The sequence below is a fragment of the Pseudomonas sp. R3-18-08 genome, from assembly GCF_003852065.1.
GTDB lineage: Bacteria > Pseudomonadota > Gammaproteobacteria > Pseudomonadales > Pseudomonadaceae > Aquipseudomonas.
Genome location: NZ_CP027729.1, coordinates 5,449,785 through 5,466,024, shown reverse-complemented (window position 1 = coordinate 5,466,024; position 16,240 = coordinate 5,449,785). Strand labels below are relative to the sequence as shown.

The window sequence follows — 16,240 nt, the reverse complement described above, 5'->3', positions numbered from 1 at the left end:
GCGGATCAGGCTTCGTCCAACCGCTGAGCCAGCGCCTCGATTTGCTCCTGACGCTCGGCCTGGCTCAACCTGGAGTGGGGGTTGAGCGATGACCATTGCGGATAGGCGCGCGCTTTGTTCAAGGCGTCCGGCAGCTTGCCTTCGCGCCAGGTTTTATCCTGGGGGGTATCGACCTTGATGCCGTGCATCGCCGCATGACCGCGCAGGTTCAAGGCCTTGAGCAACTGGCGTTGGCGCAGGGCGAGCAGGCGCAGCACGCTGTCGTCGACGGTCAGCTCGCGCTGGCCTTTGATTTTGCCGAGCAGGCGGCCGCCATAACTGCGCGCGGTCTGCAGCGCGCCACCGGCAATCGCACCGGCGATGGCGGCGGCGCCGAGGGTCAAGCCGCCGACCAACAGGTCCACGCCCGCGCCGGCTGCCGCGCCTGCAGCGATCCCGCCGCCCACGCGCACGCCGAGTTGCTTGAGGGTTTCGGGGTTAAACAGATCGTCGCCCCAGCGCCCGTCCAGCAGCGGCAAGTCGCTGGCGGCGGCGTCCTGCGGGCGGAAGCCGAACAGCTTGAGCAGGGCGTCCACGCACTTTTGTTCGCGCTGGCGCACGGCCTTGCGCAGTTCGCTGATCGCCTGTGGTTCATCTGCGGTCACTACGCTACGCCGGCACGCTGCACAGTCGATCAACAACTCGGCGATCAAGCGTGCGGCGCTTTGCTGGCGGGCCTGGCGTTGGGCTTGCTGGTCGAGGATCAACCGCTCCAACTGCGGCCGTGCGTTTTCCAGCAGCAGGGCCAGGCTTTCATACAACCGCCGTTCGCCGTCTTCCGGCGGCGCCACGCTGTCGAAGCGCACCAGCGCATGCAGGCCCAGGCGAGCCAGGGCTTCGCGCCACTGCGGTTCGCGGTGCTCGCTGCTGCTGACGAAATTGAGCACCGGCAGCAAGGGTTTGCCGCAGCTGGCCAGCACCTGCAGCTCGTCGCGGTACTTGGCCAGTACCGGCTCGCGGGCGTCGATCACGTACAGGCCGCCATCCGAGGCCAGCAGTTGGCGCAGCACTTTGGCTTCCTGTTCGAAGCGTTGGCGCGCCTCGCTGCCTTCCAGAAACCGCGTCAGGCGGGCCGGGCCATCGAGGCGTTCGCCGGGGCGGTCGAGGCGTTCCAGGTAATCGAGCAAGGCGATGGCATCTTCCAGGCCGGGTGTGTCGTACAGCTCCAGCAAGGCTTCGCCGTCCACCGACAAGCGCGCACCTTCGACATGTCGCGTGGTGCTGGGGCGATGGGAGACTTCGCCAAAGCCGACATCGCGGGTCAGGGTGCGCAGCAGTGAGGTCTTGCCCACATTGGTATGGCCGACTACGGCGAGCTTCAGGGGTTTAGTCATGACCGCTCTCCAGCCAGTTCAACGGTGCGCAGTCGGCGAAGGGCAGCTCAAGCTGTTGCAGCGCGCTGTGCCAGTCGCCCAGGCGCTCGGCATCCAGCGCCTGGCCGGGCGGCGCTTGCAGCAGCCACACCCGTGTGGCCGCGGCACTGCGCGCCAGTTCGGCGATCAGCGCCAGGCTGCCACGGTCGGGCGAGCGACGCGGATCGCAGGCGATGGCCAGGCGCGCGGGCGGGAAACGTGTGAGCTGCTCCAGCAGTCTGTTGCGCGATTCACGGCTGTCGAGGATGCCGGCGTTCTTGACCGTGCCGGGCAGTTTGGGCGGCCAGGGGCGCTGGTCGTCGAGTTCGATGGCGACCAGCAGCGCGCCGTCGCTGTGCAGTTCACTGACGCCGCCGGCCACCTGGTGCAGGTGTTCCGGCGCCGCATCGTTGACCCCCAGCCGCTCGCTGCTCGGCATCAGGCGCTCGCGCAGTTGGGCGTAGCCGGGCTGGGTGAGGTCCAGGCCCAAGGCCGCGCGCCCACGTTTCCAGCGCCACAGGCACAGCAGTGCGAGGACCAGCCGGGGCAGCAGGCCGTAGACCAGCAACACCCCCACCAACCAGGCGGCCCAGGCCTGGCGGGCGCTTTCGATATTCAGCGCGGAGTCGCCGCTGGCGCGGATCATCTCGACCGTCGGTACGTTGAAGCCGAGCAGGGCGGGCAGGGTGCCGAGGGCCTGGGTGACGGCGATGAAGGTATCCGCCCCCAGGATGGTGGTTTCCCACACAAAGCCGTAACGCCGGGTGGCGAGCAGCATCAGCAAAACCAGCAGGGCGCTGAGCAGCGCCAGCAACCACAGGCTGTTGACCAGCACACCGACCGCCCAGCGGTTGAGTTTCTGGCGCTGCAGCAACAGCAGCAGTGCCGGGGCCAGCTGCGCGGCCTTGGCGTCGCGCGCAAGTTTTTCGCTGAGCCACAGCCACAGGCGACCGAGGCTGGCGCTGTGTTCGCCGGCAAACACCAGGCCCAGGGCCCAACTGAGCAGCAGGATCAGGTTCAGGCCGAGCAGGCTGCCCAGGGCCCAGAACACGTTCACCGGGGCCATGCCGTTGCCCAGCGCGGCATACGCCAGGCCGGCGCCGCTGATAACTGCGACGATCGCCAGCAGTACCCCGGCCAGGCGCGCGCCTTGCAGCCAGCGACTGAGCGCGCCGGTCAGGCCATCGCGTTCGGCCAGGTGCAGCGCACGCTGCGCGATACGCGTTGGCAGGTCGCCACCGGCCGCGCGGGCCAGGCGGTTGGCTTCGAGGTCTTCCAGGGGGCCGGCGTGTTCTTCGCGCAGGCGCACGGTTTCGGTCAGCCAGAGTGTGTGCAGCGGGTTCAGTGCAGTCACGCGCCATCCTGTTGTGTTCGTGAGGTTGGAGCATAACCGCTGACTCGCAGCTCTGGTATTCTCGTCGCCATGAAAAAAACTTTCCCTCTAAGCCTGATCGCGGCCCTCGGTGAAAACCGCGTGATCGGCGTCGACAACAGCATGCCCTGGCATTTGCCGGGGGATTTCAAATATTTCAAGGCCACCACCCTGGGCAAGCCGATCATCATGGGGCGCAAGACCTGGGATTCCCTGGGCCGACCGTTGCCGGGGCGGCTGAACATTGTGGTCAGCCGTCAGACCGATCTGGTGCTTGAAGGTGCGCAAGTATTTGCGTCACTGGAAGCTGCGGTTGAACGCGCCGAGGCGTGGGCACTGGAGCAGGGCGTGGATGAGCTGATGCTGATCGGCGGTGCGCAGCTGTATGCGCAGGGGCTGGAACATGCCGATCGCCTGTACTTGACGCGGGTGGCGTTGAGCCCGCAAGGGGATGCGTGGTTTCCGGAGTTTGATCAGAGCCAGTGGAAGTTGGTGTCGAATCTGGAGAACCCAGCCGAGGGTGATAAACCGGCTTACAACTTCGAAGTTTGGGAAAAAGCCTAAAAGCATCGGGGGCAAGCCCCCTCCCACATTGGACCGCATTCTTCTGTTGGAACTCGGTCAACTGTGGGAGGGGGCTTGCCCCCGATAGCGTCCTATCAGACCTGCGCCAACTCCGCATGCTCATCGGCATCCAGCAACGCTTTATCCGTCTGCCCCATGAGCTGGCTGGTAATCGCCCCCGCCGTCATCGAGCCATTTACGTTCAGCGCCGTGCGGCCCATATCGATCAGCGGCTCCACGGAAATCAGCAGCGCCACCAGTGACACCGGCAAGCCCATGGCCGGCAGCACGATCAGTGCCGCGAAGGTCGCACCGCCGCCCACGCCCGCCACACCGGCCGAACTCAGGGTGACGATGGCTACCAGGGTCGCGATCCACAGTGGATCCAGCGGGTTGATGCCGACCGTTGGCGCCACCATCACCGCCAACATCGCAGGATAGAGCCCGGCACAGCCGTTCTGGCCGATGGTCGCGCCAAACGAAGCGGCGAAACCGGCGATTGACTGTGGGATGCCCAGGCGACGGGTCTGCGCTTCGATGCTCAAGGGGATCGAGGCCGCGCTGGAGCGGCTGGTGAAGGCAAACGTCAGCACAGGCCACACCTTGCGGAAGAAGCGCAGTGGGTTGACGCCGGCCAGCGACAGCAACAGGCCGTGCACCACGAACATCAGGCCCAGGGCCAGGTACGACACCACGACGAAACTGCCGAGCTTGATGATGTCCTGCAGGTTGGAGCTGGCGACCACCTTGGTCATCAGCGCCAGTACGCCGTACGGAGTCAGCTTCATGACCAGGCGCACCAGGCGCATCACCCAGGCTTGCAGGGTGTCGATGGCGTTGAGCACTTTCTGGCCTTTTTCCACGTCATCCTTGATCAGTTGCAGCGCGGCAACCCCCAGGAATGCGGCGAAAATCACCACGCTGATGATCGACGTCGGCTTGGCCCGGGCCAGGTCGGCGAACGGGTTGGCCGGCACGAACGACAGCAGCAATTGCGGGATATTCAGGTCGGCGACCTTACCCGCGTAATCGTTCTGGATCACTTGCAGGCGCGCCATTTCCTGGGTGCCGGCGACCAGGCCTTCGGCGGTAAGGCCGAACAGGTTGGTCAGGCCGATACCGATCAGCGCGGCAATCGCGGTGGTGAACAGCAGGGTGCCGATGGTCAGGAAGCTGATCTTGCCCAGGGACGAGGCGTTGTGCAGACGCGCCACGGCACTGAGGATCGACGCGAACACCAGCGGAATCACGATCATTTGCAGCAGTTGCACATAGCCGTTGCCGACCAGGTCGAACCAGCCGATGGAAGCCTTGAGCACCGGGTGGCCGGCGCCATAGATGGCGTGCAACACCACACCGAATACCACGCCAAGCACCAGGGCGAACAGCACCTTCTTGGCAAGGCTCCATTGAGTACGGCCGGTTTGTGCCAGGCCCAGCAACAGGGCCACGAACACCAGTAAGTTGAGAATCAGGGGAAGATTCATTGAAGCTCCGTTGAGAAGGCAGCCAATCGCGTGAGCCTGCGATTGCGAACCGGAGAGCCTAACAGCTTGAAATATATTGATTTAATACCGATATGGAATGGTAACTGTCGTTTTTGGAATAAGCGTTTGACGCTGCCGCGTATGCCCTTGGCGGAATCAGGACGCAGGCCGTCGTGCTCAACGCGAGGACTGTCACACAGATTTGTTAGCGTCGATGTCTTTCACTCAGGAAGGAACGCTTATGAAGCTCGCGCCGAAATTGCTTGCCGCCGCTCTCTGCCTTGGGCTCGCCAGCCAGGCGCTGGCCGCCACCGAGTTGAAACACTGGCCGGCGCCTGCCGCCAAACAATTGAACGAGATGATTGCCGCCAACGCCAACAAGGGCAATTTCGCGGTGTTCGACATGGACAACACCAGCTACCGCTACGACCTTGAAGAATCCTTGCTGCCGTACATGGAGAACAAGGGCCTGATCACCCGCGACAGCCTCGACCCTTCGCTCAAGCTGATGCCGTTCAAAGACACCGCCGACCACAAGGAAAGCCTGTTCAGCTACTACTATCGCCTCTGCGAAGTGGACGACATGGTGTGCTACCCGTGGGTGGCCCAGGTGTTTTCCGGCTTCACCCTCAAGGAACTCAAGGTCCAGGTCGACGAGTTGATGGCCTCCGGCAAGCCTGTGCCCGTCACCTATTTTGAAGGCGACGCGGTGAAGAAATCCGAAGTGCAGCCACCGAAAGTCTTCACCGGCCAGGCCGAACTGTACAACAAGCTGATGGAAAACGGCATCGACGTGTATGTGATGACTGCCGCCTCGGAGGAACTGGTGCGCATGGTCGCCGCCGATCCGAAGTACGGCTACAACGTCAAACCCGAAAACGTCATCGGCGTGACCACCCTGCTCAAAGACCGCAGCACGGGCGAACTGACCACCGCGCGCAAACAGATCGCCGCCGGCAAATACGACGAGAAGGCCAACCTTGGCCTGGAACTCACGCCGTACCTGTGGACCCCGGCGACCTGGATGGCCGGCAAACACGCGGCGATCCTCACGTACATCGACGAGTGGAAAAAACCGGTGATCGTCGGCGGCGACACCCCGACCAGCGACGGTTACATGCTGTTCCACGATGTGGACGTGGCCAAGGGTGGCATCCATTTGTGGATCAACCGCAAAGACAAATACATGACTCAGCTCAACGGCATGATGGCCAAGCACGCGGCGGCGCAGGCCAAGGAAGGGTTGCCGGTGACGGCGGACAAGAATTGGGTGATCGTCAAGCCGGAGGACATCCAGTAACAGGCTGAACGCGGTCAAAAAAATGTGGGAGGGGGCTTGCTCCCGATAGCGGTGGGTCAGGCAGCTCATATATTGCCTGACACTCTGCTATCGGGAGCAAGCCCCCTCCCACATTTGATCTTCATCGGTCTTGGGGTTTATCTCCAGGCAAAAAAATGCCCCGCCAAGTGCGGGGCATTTTCATGGGAGACGGTTACAGGCCTTCTAGCATCGCCTTGTTACGTACCGCGCCTTTATCGGCACTGGTCGCCAACAGGGCATAAGCTTTCAACGCGGTCGTGACTTTTCGCGGACGCTTCTCCACCGGCTTCCAGCCTTTCTTGTCCTGCTCAACCCGGCGTGCCGCCAGTTCTTCATCGCTGATCAACAGGTTGATCGAGCGGTTCGGAATATCGATCAGCACTTTGTCACCATCCTGCACCAGGCCGATCGCGCCACCGGCAGCGGCTTCCGGCGAAGCGTGGCCGATGGACAGGCCCGACGTGCCGCCGGAGAAGCGGCCGTCGGTGAGCAGGGCGCAGGCTTTGCCCAGGCCTTTGGACTTGAGGTACGACGTTGGGTAAAGCATTTCCTGCATACCCGGGCCGCCTTTGGGGCCTTCGTAGCGGATGATCACGATGTCGCCTTCTTTGACTTCGTCCGCCAGGATGCCGCGCACCGAACTGTCCTGGCTTTCGTAGATCTTGGCGCGGCCTTCGAAGACATGAATGGACTCGTCCACACCGGCGGTTTTCACCACGCAACCGTCGAGGGCGATGTTGCCGTACAGCACGGCCAGGCCGCCTTCCTGGGAGTAGGCGTGCTCGACACTGCGGATGCAGCCGTTTTCGCGATCGTCGTCCAGGGTGTCCCAACGGGTCGACTGGCTGAACGCGGTCTGGGTCGGAATGCCTGCAGGGCCTGCCTTGAAGAAGGTGTGCACGGCTTCGTCGTCAGTCTGGGTGATGTCCCACTTGGCGATGCCTTCGGCGAGGGACGTGCTGTGCACAGTCGGCAGGTCGGTGTGCAGCAGGCCACCGCGGGCCAGGGAGCCCAGGATCGAGAAGATCCCGCCGGCGCGGTGCACGTCTTCCATATGGTATTTCTGGATGTTCGGCGCGACCTTGCACAGTTGCGGCACATGGCGGGACAGGCGGTCGATGTCGCGCAGGTCGAAATCGATCTCGGCTTCCTGGGCGGCAGCCAGCAAGTGCAGGATGGTGTTGGTGGAACCGCCCATGGCGATGTCCAGGGTCATGGCGTTTTCGAACGCCTTGAAGTTGGCGATATTGCGCGGCAGTACCGACTCATCGTTCTCGGTGTAGTAGCGCTTGCACAGCTCGACGATGGTGCGGCCGGCCTGCAGGAACAGTTGCTCGCGGTCGCTGTGGGTGGCCAGCGTCGAGCCGTTGCCCGGCAAGGCCAGGCCCAGGGCTTCCACCAGGCAGTTCATCGAGTTGGCGGTGAACATGCCGGAGCATGAACCGCAGGTCGGGCAGGCGCTGCGCTCGTATTCCGCGACCTTCTCGTCAGACGCGCTGGAATCGGCGGCGATGACCATGGCGTCGACCAGGTCGAGGCCGTGGGAGGCAAGCTTGGTCTTGCCGGCTTCCATCGGGCCGCCGGAGACGAAGATCACCGGGATGTTCAGGCGCAGGGCGGCCATCAGCATACCGGGGGTGATCTTGTCGCAGTTGGAAATGCACACGATGGCGTCGGCGCAGTGGGCGTTGACCATGTACTCCACGGAGTCGGCGATGATCTCGCGGCTCGGCAGCGAGTACAGCATGCCGTCATGGCCCATGGCGATGCCGTCGTCCACGGCGATGGTATTGAATTCCTTTGCCACGCCGCCGGCGCGTTCGATCTCGCGGGCGACCAATTGGCCCAGGTCCTTGAGGTGGACGTGGCCGGGGACGAACTGGGTGAACGAGTTGGCAATCGCGATGATCGGCTTCTTGAAGTCGTCATCTTTCATCCCCGTGGCACGCCACAGTGCGCGCGCGCCGGCCATGTTGCGGCCGTGGGTGGATGTTTTCGAGCGGTAATCTGGCATGGAGCACTCCGGGCGGCTAATCAGGTACTAAAGGGAGTGAGCTTCTATAGACGTCTGGAACACTCAGAAAATGGCCGTGTGTCCGGAAGTTGCCACTCGCGTCGCGGGATCGCCGCTAGCTGAGGCCTCGAGCTCATAAACCCGCCGGGGGATGACTGGCGATGAATAGGGCCGATTCTACACCGTCTTCCTGTAGGCGCGAGCTTGCTCGCGAAAAACGTAAACGATAACGCAGCGCTATCAGGTAGTCCGTGTCGCCTGTTGGTTTTTCGCGAGCAAGGGCTAGCCGCCCGCCTCGCTCCTACAGGCGCGAGAAATATTCAGAACTACTGTTTAAAGGCCAGTAAACACTGCGCCCTCTACCGTTTCTCTTCCAATCACAGAAGAGGACGACGGAATGTCCACGCAACAAAATGCCCATCGGCTACGCACCGGACGCTATTCAGAATCGGGCCGCGTGTACCTGATCACGGCTGTTACCTACCAACGACAATCAATTTTTCGGGACTGGCGCATTGGTCGTCTGCTCGTCAGCGAATTCAGGAAGGCTCAGGAAGACGGTGAGGCGACTTCGCTGGCCTGGGTGGTCATGCCTGACCACTTTCACTGGCTGGTGGAATTGCACAATGGCGACTTGCCCAGACTGATGCGAATCACCAAGTCGCGAAGTGCCCGCGCGATCAACAGTGCGAGGGGTTCTTACGGGACGCTTTGGCAAAAAGGCTATTTCGATCGGGCACTGCGTCGCGAGGAGGACTTGAAAGCAATGGCCCGCTATATCGTCGCGAATCCTTTGCGTGCTGGTTTGGTCGAGCACATTGGTCAATACCCGCTATGGGATGCCATCTGGATATGACGCACCTTCACTTGTAGGAGCGAGCTTGCTCGCGAAGAACGTCAACGATACCGCAGCGCTATCAGGTAGCCCGCGTCGTGTATGAGTTTTTCGCGAGCAAGCTCGCTCCTACAGGGGAAAGCGTCAGTGCCTGATCCGCGCATTGGTCAGCCAACCCCACAGACTGAAAATGATAAAGCTCAGGGCAATCGTGATCAGCAAATGACTGCCGGTTTGCGCAAGTGCTGCGCTGCTGATGGCGGCGGTGAGGAACATAATGCTATTGCCCGCCGACGCCGCGGTCCCCGCGCTGCTGGAAAACAACAACATCGCCGCCGAAATGGCAGCGGGGCGAACCAGGGTGACTGCCAGTGCGCTGATCAGCATCGGGATGAGCAGGGTTGTCGTGGTAATGGCTTCAAAGATGACGATCAGCGTCAGCAGAATACCCGCGACGAGCAGCAATCCGAGGCCGATGTTGATTTGCCGGGACAGCGCCATACGTTTTTGCAGGTACGAGGCAGCAACGCCGCCGAGCAGGTAGGCCACGCCGTACACCATCAGCACCAACGCATATTGATATTCGGACAGCTTTAGCGCGTCCATGAAAATCAGCGGTGTCACGCTGATCAAGGCGAAGTAGCAGGCAAACACCAGGGCGGCGATCCACCAATAGCGCAGGAAGTCGCGATTGGTGGCGACGGCTTTGAGCGTGCCTAGGATCGAGACGGTCGCGCGATGCTGGCCGGCAGCCTTGGAAGGCAGGACGCAAAACGCATGGATCAACATGCCCAAGGCCATGAGTGCAAACCCATAAAAGCTCCCTTGCCAGTCGAAGGTGGTTTGCAGCCAGGAGCCGATCAGTGGCGACAGGGCAACAAACGAGCCGCTCAGGGTCATGTAATAGAGGCGTACCCGGGCGCGGTCCTGTTCGTCGAACAGGTCCTCCACCAGCGCGTGACCCAGTACGAAGAAGCCGCAGCCCATGGCCTGCACCGTGCGAAACAGCAGGAACGTCAGGTAATCCGAGGCCATTGCGCAGCCTATTGCCCCGAAGATCGACAGCGTGATGCAGCTGAGCAGTACTTCCTTACGCCCCCATTTATCCGACAGCGGGCCGGCGACCAGTTGCGAGATCGAAAACACCAGCGTGAACAGACTGATCGACAGCGCGATGTCTGCGCTGGGCGTGTCGAACCGGGTTGCCAGTGCGGGGAAAGAGGGCAGCAAGATATTGATCGGGAAGAAGCTGATCAGGGAAATGCAGGTGATGAGGATAGAGCGGGAGAGGGTGGGTCCAGACATTGTTTTTATTTTCCGGAGTAAAACCAGAAAACGATACTAGTCTGCGGAAAGTGGAATTCAATCAAAACTACTGTGGGCGGCGTCCCATAGTGGTGTACGCCTTTCCTGTAGGAGCGGGCGGCTAGCCCTCGCTCCTACAGGGGAGGTTCCGGTGTTAGCTGTTCGGCAACAACCGGCAGGTAATGCTCTTGATATAGCGCGTCTCGACGATCGCCGGGTGCACCGGGTGGTCCGGGCCCTGGCCGCCGCGTTCGAGCATCTGGATATTGCGGTCCAGGTGGCGGGCGCTGGTCAGCAGGATGTTTTGCAGGTCGTCTTCGGGCAGGTGCATGGAGCACGAGGCGCTGACCAGGATGCCGTCCTTGCTGAGCAGGCGCATGGCTTGCTCGTTCAGGCGGCGGTAGGCGCCTTCGCCGTTTTTCATGTCTTTCTTGCGTTTGATGAAGGCCGGCGGGTCGGCGACGATCACGTCGAAGCGTTCTTCGCTAGCTTTGAGTTCCTTGAGCGCTTCGAACACGTCGCCTTCGATGCAGGTCATTTTCTCGGCGACGCCGTTCAGCGCGGCATTGCGCTCGACGCCATCGAGGGCGAAAGCGGAGGCGTCGACGCAGAACACTTCACTGGCGCCGAAAGCCGCGGCTTGCACGCCCCAGCCGCCGATGTAGCTGTACAGGTCGAGTACGCGCTTGCCCTTGGCATACGGCGCCAGGCGTGCGCGGTTCATGCGGTGGTCGTAGAACCAGCCGGTTTTCTGGCCCTGAATCACCGGGGCTTCGAATTTCACGCCGTTTTCTTCCAGCGCCACCCACTCCGGCACCAGGCCGAACACGGTTTCGACGTAGCGGTTGAGGCCTTCGGCGTCGCGCGCGGCGGAGTCGTTCTTGAACAGGATGCCGCTCGGCTTGAGCACTTGGGTCAGCGCGGCGATCACGTCTTCTTTATGGGCTTCCATGGTCGCCGAGGCGATCTGCACGACGAGGATGTCGCCAAAACGGTCGACCACCAAACCTGGCAGCAGGTCGGAATCACCGTAGACCAGGCGATAGAACGGCTTGTCGAACAGGCGATCACGCAGCGACAGGGCGACGTTGATGCGGTGCACCAGCAGCGACTTGTCCAGCGGCAACTTGATGTCGCGCGACAGCAGGCGGGCGCAGATCAGGTTGTTCGGGCTCATGGCCACGATGCCCAGGGTCTTGCCGCCGGCCGCTTCCAGGATAGCCTGGTCACCTGCCTGGAAGCCGTGGAGTGGGGTGGCGGCCACGTCGATTTCGTTGCTGTAGACCCACAGGTGGCCGTTGCGCAAACGACGATCGGCGTTGGCTTTGAGACGCAGGCTTGGCAGGGACATGACGTCGCTCCGGAAAAAAGAGCGGGAGTATACCGTGTTGTGTAGTTATTGGCCGCGCCGCCGGACATGTGGGAGGGGGCTTGCTCCCGATAGCGGTATGTCAGAAACAGATGAGCTGACTGATCCACTGCTATCGGGAGCAAGCCCCCTCCCACATTTAGTCCGGTTTCAATCGGGCATTTGGGTGTCGGCCACGTCTGCATAAGGGTTAGAATCCCTGCCTAGCCCAGAGTGTGTACTTATGTCCCAAGAGCTTTCCGCCGAACAGATTCAGCAGGTGCTGCAAGGCATCAGCGTGCCGCCCCAGCCGCAAATCATGGTGGATTTGCAGATGGAACAGTACATGCCCGACCCGGACCTGGAAGTGATCGCCCGGTTGATCGCCCAGGACCCGGGCCTGTCCGGCGCGTTGCTGAAAATCGTCAACTCGCCGTATTACGGCCTGAGCAACAAGATCGCCTCGAACCAGCGCGCGGTGAACCTGCTGGGCAGCCGCTCGGTGATCAACCTGATCAATGCGTTGTCGATCAAAGGCGAGATGAGCGATGACACCATCGTCACGCTCAACCGCTTCTGGGACACGGCTCAGGACGTGGCCATGACCTGCCTGACCCTGGCCAAGCGCACCGGCGCTCAAGCGGTTGACGAAGCCTATGCCCTGGGCCTGTTCCACGATTGCGGCGTACCGCTGATGCTCAAGCGGTTCCCCAACTACATGACGGTATTGGAGCAGGGCTACGCCAATGCCGGCCCGGATTGCCGCGTGGTCGACACCGAGAACAACGCGTTCAATACCAACCATGCCGTGGTGGGCTACTACACCGCCAAATCCTGGCGCCTGCCGGAGCATGTGACCGACGCCATCGCCAATCACCACAACGCCCTGGCGATTTTCAGCGATGAGTCGTCGCGCAACCCTGCCCTTAAAAATCTGCTGGCGATCCTGAAAATGGCCGAGCACATTTGTTCGTCCTATCGCGTGCTGGGCAACCAGACCGTCGATCGTGAATGGGAGGCGATCGGCCACCTGGTGCTGGATTACGTGGGCCTGTCGGACTACGACTTCGAAAGCCTGAAGTTGTCGATCCGCGAGCTGGGCGCGCACTGAGCCTTTCTTCCCGAGGTACACATGCCTGAGTTACCAGAAGTCGAAACCACCCGGCGTGGGATTGCCCCTCACCTGGAGGGCCAGCGCGTCAGCCGGGTGGTGGTGCGTGAGCGCCGCCTGCGCTGGCCGATTCCGGAAGACCTCGATGTGCGCCTGTCCGGGCAGCGCATCGTGCTGGTGGAGCGGCGCGCCAAGTACCTGTTGATCAATGCCGAAGTGGGCACCTTGATCAGTCACCTGGGCATGTCGGGCAACCTGCGCCTGGTTGAAGTCGGCATGCCTGCGGCCAAGCATGAGCATGTGGATATCGAATTGGAATCCGGCCTGGCCCTGCGCTACACCGACCCCCGGCGCTTTGGCGCGATGCTCTGGAGCCAGGACCCGCACAACCACGAGCTGCTGATCCGCCTGGGGCCGGAGCCGTTGACCGCGCTGTTTGATGGCGAGCGCTTGTTCCAGCTGTCCCGTGGGCGGTCGATGGCGGTGAAGCCGTTCATCATGGATAACGCGGTGGTGGTGGGCGTGGGCAATATCTATGCGACGGAAGCGCTGTTTGCGGCGGGAATCGATCCGCGTCGCGCGGCGGGCGGTATATCGCGGGGGCGTTATCTGAAGCTGGCGATCGAGATCAAGCGCGTGCTGGCGGCTGCCATCGAACGTGGCGGTACCACGTTGCGCGACTTTATCGGCGGCGATGGGCAGCCGGGGTATTTCCAGCAGGAGTTGTTCGTGTATGGCCGGGGCGGCGCGGCGTGCAAGGTCTGTGGGACCGAGTTGCGCAATGTGGTGCTGGGGCAGCGGGCGAGTGTGTTTTGTCCCAAGTGCCAGAGCTGATGGGTGTGTGATGGCTGATATCGCCATCGGGGGCAAGCCCCCTCCCACATGTGAACGCATTTCAAATGTGGGAGGGGGCTTGCTCCCGATGAGGCCCTTACAGGCGCTGAATAGCCTCAGGCCTTACCGGTAATCTTCCGGTACTTCTCCATCAACTGCTCTTCCGTCTCCGGATGGGCTTCATCCAATGGAATGCAATCCACCGGGCACACCTGCTGGCACTGGGGCTCGTCGTAGTGGCCGACGCACTGGGTGCACAGGTTGGGGTCGATCACGTAGATCTCTTCGCCCTGGGAAATTGCAGCGTTCGGGCACTCGGGTTCGCAGACGTCGCAATTGATGCAATCGTCGGTGATGATCAGGGACATGAAAACTCCTGCCAGGGCCGTCAGCCAAGGCATCTGAAAACTAATGCGCGCAATTGTGCCGCATTGGCGCCCGCAGCGCGAGCGGGCGCCGATTGAGCGGTGTTACTTCTTGAAGCGCAGCGTCAGCGCGTCCGCAACGGCCGGATGCACGAACTTGGTGATATCTCCGCCCAAAGCAGCGATTTCGCGCACCAACGTCGAGGAAATGAACGAGTAACGTTCCGACGGCGTCAGAAACAGGCTTTCCACGTCCGGCGCCAGTTGGCGGTTCATGTTGGCCAGCTGGAATTCATATTCGAAATCCGACACCGCGCGCAGGCCACGCAGGAATACATTGGCGTTCTGCTCCTTGGCAAAATGCGCCAGCAGCGTCGCAAAACCCACCACTTCTACGTTAGGCAGGTGCTTGGTGACCTCACGGGCCAGCTCCACGCGTTGTTCCAGCGGGAACAGCGGGTTTTTCTTGGGGCTGGCGGCAACCGCGATGATCACATGGTCGAACAGGCGAGAGGCGCGTTCGACCAGATCGCCATGGCCTTTGGTAATCGGGTCGAAGGTACCTGGGTACAACACTCGGTTCATCGCGTCGTCCTGGCGGAGTCCGTTGGGGAACCGGATGGTATCGCAGCCATCCCGGTCGGCCAAGTCGACTTATGTAGATAGATGCGGTGGATCCTGCGATTTTTCACGCTGTTTTCAGACGTTCGGACAAAGCCGACGCCAGTTGGGCAGTCAATCCATACACCGACAATTGGGGATTTGCCCCAATGCTGGTGGGGAACAGAGAGCCGTCGTGAATCGACAGGTTGCGCAGTTGGTGATGGCGACCGAGGCTATCGGCGACTGCGTTTGTCGGGTCTTCGCCCATGGCGCAACCGCCCATCACATGGGCGCTGCCCAGGGTGGTGCGATGCAGCTCGAGGCTCAAACCGTCGATCAAACTACGTGCGTCTGCCAGGTTATTCACGTACCGGGCGTCGTGATGCAGGGGCTTGACCGATTTGGCGCCCGCCGCGAACTGAATCTCGGCCATGCTGTGGAAGGCCCGGCGCAGGCCGTCCCAGGCATAGGGCGAGACTTGGTAGTCGAGCACCGGCTTACCGTCACCGCGTAATTCCACTGCGCCGCCAGGGCTGTCGGGGTGAAAACCGTCGCGCAATAGCGCGAGCATGGCGTGGGTGTGGGGCAATTGGCTCATGTCCAGGGCGTTCTGCGCGCCGTAGCCGCCGAACAGGGTGGTGGCCAGCCCTGGATGCAGGGGCGGAGCTTCTAGTTTGTAGGACATTTTACCGGTGGTGCCGTCCTGCCACTGGAAGTGGTCGGAATAGATCGACTGCGGCGCACCGTAGAAGGGGTTGATCACCTCGTCGAACAACCCGGCGGAGAAATTCACCAGGTGCAGGAAGGTGCGTTTGCCCAGGCGTGAATGCGGGTCGGGCGCGCCCGAGCGCATCAGCAATGCCGGGCTGTTGATGCCGCCGCCCGCGAGTACGTAGTGTTTGGCCTTTACGGTGATCTTGCGCCCGGTGGGCGCCACGCAGCGCTCATCCATGGCCACGCATTCCAGGCTGCTGATCATGTCGCCGCTGTATTTGAGGCGCTCGGCGCGAGCCAGGTAGAGCAGCTCGCCGCCTTTCTCCAGCGTGGCGGGGATGGTGGTCACCAGCATCGATTGCTTGGCATTGACCGGGCAGCCCATGCCGCAATAACCCAGGTTGAAGCAACCGCGCACATTGCGCGGGATCACGTGCCAGCTGTAGCCGAGCTTTTCGCAGCCTTTGCGGATCACGTCGTTGTTGGCATTGGGCGGCAAGGCCCATGGCGCGATGCCCAGGCGCTGCTCCATGGTCTCGAACCATGGCGCCATCTCGGCGCTGCCATGGCCCTTCACCGCGTAGTCGCTGGCCCAATGGGCGAGGGTGGCATCCGGTGTGCGGAAGCTGGAGGTCCAGTTGATCAGCGTCGTGCCGCCCACCGCCCGGCCCTGCAGGATGGTAATCGCACCGTCCTTGCTCATGCGGCCGATCCCTTCCTGGTACAGGCTGGCATAGGCTTCGTCTTCCAGCAGCTTGAAATCGCTGCTGGTCTTGAGTGGGCCTTCTTCGATCAACAGCACCTTGTAGCCAGCGGCGCTGAGGATTTCGGCGGTGGTGCCGCCACCGGCGCCGCTGCCGATGATGGCTACGTCGGCTTCCAGGGTCAGGTCGCTGTCGAGGGCGGCGCCGTTGTGGGTTTTCCAGCCGCGGGCCATGCCGTCGCGGAATAGATCGGGTACGGGCATCAGGTTCGT

Annotated in this window: 14 protein-coding genes; 5 read left to right on the top strand and 9 right to left on the bottom strand. The window is 62.0% G+C overall.

What is annotated here, in order from left to right; all coding sequences use genetic code 11:
• Positions 1 to 5: 5 nt before the first annotated feature.
• Positions 6 to 1,373, bottom strand: coding sequence for a DUF3482 domain-containing protein (locus C4J92_RS25220; protein ID WP_124405576.1), 1,368 nt, complete (start codon positions 1,371 to 1,373; stop codon positions 6 to 8).
• The gene (locus tag C4J92_RS25215) at positions 1,366 to 2,745 is read right to left on the bottom strand and encodes a DUF2868 domain-containing protein (protein WP_124405575.1); all 1,380 of its coding nucleotides are present in this window, start codon (positions 2,743 to 2,745) and stop codon (positions 1,366 to 1,368) included. Before C4J92_RS25215 ends, C4J92_RS25220 begins: the two co-directional genes overlap by 8 nt.
• A 69-nt stretch (positions 2,746 to 2,814) precedes the next feature.
• Between C4J92_RS25215 and C4J92_RS25210 the strand changes: the two genes are divergently transcribed.
• Positions 2,815 to 3,327 (top strand): dihydrofolate reductase, encoded by a 513-nt coding sequence (locus tag C4J92_RS25210; RefSeq protein WP_124405574.1) that lies wholly within the window; start codon positions 2,815 to 2,817, stop codon positions 3,325 to 3,327.
• Between the two features lie 95 nt (positions 3,328 to 3,422).
• Here the strand turns inward: C4J92_RS25210 and C4J92_RS25205 are convergent, their stop codons facing one another.
• Entirely contained in the window at positions 3,423 to 4,814 is a 1,392-nt protein-coding gene (locus tag C4J92_RS25205) for an L-cystine transporter (RefSeq protein ID WP_124405573.1), read from the bottom strand.
• Positions 4,815 to 5,055: 241 nt separating this feature from the next.
• Here C4J92_RS25205 and C4J92_RS25200 point away from each other — a divergent pair, with 241 nt between their 5' ends.
• Positions 5,056 to 6,114, top strand: coding sequence for a haloacid dehalogenase-like hydrolase (locus tag C4J92_RS25200; protein WP_124405572.1), 1,059 nt, complete (start codon positions 5,056 to 5,058; stop codon positions 6,112 to 6,114).
• 193 nt (positions 6,115 to 6,307) lie between these two features.
• Here the strand turns inward: C4J92_RS25200 and ilvD are convergent, their stop codons facing one another.
• Positions 6,308 to 8,149 (bottom strand): dihydroxy-acid dehydratase, encoded by a 1,842-nt coding sequence (gene ilvD, locus C4J92_RS25195; protein ID WP_124405571.1) that lies wholly within the window; start codon positions 8,147 to 8,149, stop codon positions 6,308 to 6,310.
• Between the two features lie 397 nt (positions 8,150 to 8,546).
• Between ilvD and C4J92_RS25190 the strand changes: the two genes are divergently transcribed.
• Complete coding sequence (locus C4J92_RS25190; protein WP_124405570.1) at positions 8,547 to 9,005, top strand: transposase; 459 nt, start codon at positions 8,547 to 8,549, stop codon at positions 9,003 to 9,005.
• 123 nt (positions 9,006 to 9,128) lie between these two features.
• Here C4J92_RS25190 and C4J92_RS25185 read toward each other — a convergent pair whose 3' ends face one another.
• Together C4J92_RS25185 and C4J92_RS25180 are read right to left on the bottom strand one after the other, a co-directional pair.
• Positions 9,129 to 10,289 (bottom strand): MFS transporter, encoded by a 1,161-nt coding sequence (locus C4J92_RS25185; RefSeq protein WP_124405569.1) that lies wholly within the window; start codon positions 10,287 to 10,289, stop codon positions 9,129 to 9,131.
• A gap of 154 nt (positions 10,290 to 10,443) precedes the next feature.
• Positions 10,444 to 11,640, bottom strand: coding sequence for a class I SAM-dependent rRNA methyltransferase (locus C4J92_RS25180; protein WP_053127951.1), 1,197 nt, complete (start codon positions 11,638 to 11,640; stop codon positions 10,444 to 10,446).
• A gap of 295 nt (positions 11,641 to 11,935) precedes the next feature.
• Between C4J92_RS25180 and C4J92_RS25175 the strand changes: the two genes are divergently transcribed.
• On the top strand, positions 11,936 to 12,748 hold the full coding sequence (locus C4J92_RS25175; protein WP_177413205.1) for an HDOD domain-containing protein: 813 nt from the start codon (positions 11,936 to 11,938) through the stop codon (positions 12,746 to 12,748).
• A gap of 21 nt (positions 12,749 to 12,769) precedes the next feature.
• Complete coding sequence (gene mutM, locus C4J92_RS25170) at positions 12,770 to 13,582, top strand: bifunctional DNA-formamidopyrimidine glycosylase/DNA-(apurinic or apyrimidinic site) lyase (RefSeq protein ID WP_124364828.1); 813 nt, start codon at positions 12,770 to 12,772, stop codon at positions 13,580 to 13,582.
• Positions 13,583 to 13,698: 116 nt separating this feature from the next.
• Here the strand turns inward: mutM and C4J92_RS25165 are convergent, their stop codons facing one another.
• From C4J92_RS25165 to C4J92_RS25155, 3 genes are all read right to left on the bottom strand, one after another.
• On the bottom strand, positions 13,699 to 13,950 hold the full coding sequence (locus C4J92_RS25165; RefSeq protein WP_003195146.1) for a YfhL family 4Fe-4S dicluster ferredoxin: 252 nt from the start codon (positions 13,948 to 13,950) through the stop codon (positions 13,699 to 13,701).
• Between the two features lie 102 nt (positions 13,951 to 14,052).
• Positions 14,053 to 14,532: a pantetheine-phosphate adenylyltransferase gene (gene coaD, locus C4J92_RS25160; protein ID WP_049711086.1), complete on the bottom strand. Its 480-nt coding sequence runs from the start codon at positions 14,530 to 14,532 to the stop codon at positions 14,053 to 14,055.
• Positions 14,533 to 14,635: 103 nt separating this feature from the next.
• Positions 14,636 to 16,231, bottom strand: a complete 1,596-nt coding sequence (locus C4J92_RS25155) for a GMC family oxidoreductase (RefSeq protein ID WP_124405567.1) — start codon at positions 16,229 to 16,231, stop codon at positions 14,636 to 14,638.
• Positions 16,232 to 16,240: the final 9 nt, after the last annotated feature.

Bases quoted from the DNA above. Each gene is read 5' to 3' on its own strand.
- C4J92_RS25165 (WP_003195146.1), bottom strand. From the start codon at position 13,950: ATGTCCCTGATCATCACCGACGATTGCATCAATTGCGACGTCTGCGAA.
- C4J92_RS25210 (WP_124405574.1), top strand. From the start codon at position 2,815: ATGAAAAAAACTTTCCCTCTAAGCCTGATCGCGGCCCTCGGTGAAAAC.
- C4J92_RS25205 (WP_124405573.1), bottom strand. From the start codon at position 4,814: ATGAATCTTCCCCTGATTCTCAACTTACTGGTGTTCGTGGCCCTGTTG.
- ilvD (WP_124405571.1), bottom strand. From the start codon at position 8,149: ATGCCAGATTACCGCTCGAAAACATCCACCCACGGCCGCAACATGGCC.
- C4J92_RS25180 (WP_053127951.1), bottom strand. From the start codon at position 11,640: ATGTCCCTGCCAAGCCTGCGTCTCAAAGCCAACGCCGATCGTCGTTTG.
- mutM (WP_124364828.1), top strand. From the start codon at position 12,770: ATGCCTGAGTTACCAGAAGTCGAAACCACCCGGCGTGGGATTGCCCCT.
- C4J92_RS25200 (WP_124405572.1), top strand. From the start codon at position 5,056: ATGAAGCTCGCGCCGAAATTGCTTGCCGCCGCTCTCTGCCTTGGGCTC.
- C4J92_RS25220 (WP_124405576.1), bottom strand. From the start codon at position 1,373: ATGACTAAACCCCTGAAGCTCGCCGTAGTCGGCCATACCAATGTGGGC.
- C4J92_RS25190 (WP_124405570.1), top strand. From the start codon at position 8,547: ATGTCCACGCAACAAAATGCCCATCGGCTACGCACCGGACGCTATTCA.
- coaD (WP_049711086.1), bottom strand. From the start codon at position 14,532: ATGAACCGAGTGTTGTACCCAGGTACCTTCGACCCGATTACCAAAGGC.
- C4J92_RS25185 (WP_124405569.1), bottom strand. From the start codon at position 10,289: ATGTCTGGACCCACCCTCTCCCGCTCTATCCTCATCACCTGCATTTCC.
- C4J92_RS25155 (WP_124405567.1), bottom strand. From the start codon at position 16,231: ATGCCCGTACCCGATCTATTCCGCGACGGCATGGCCCGCGGCTGGAAA.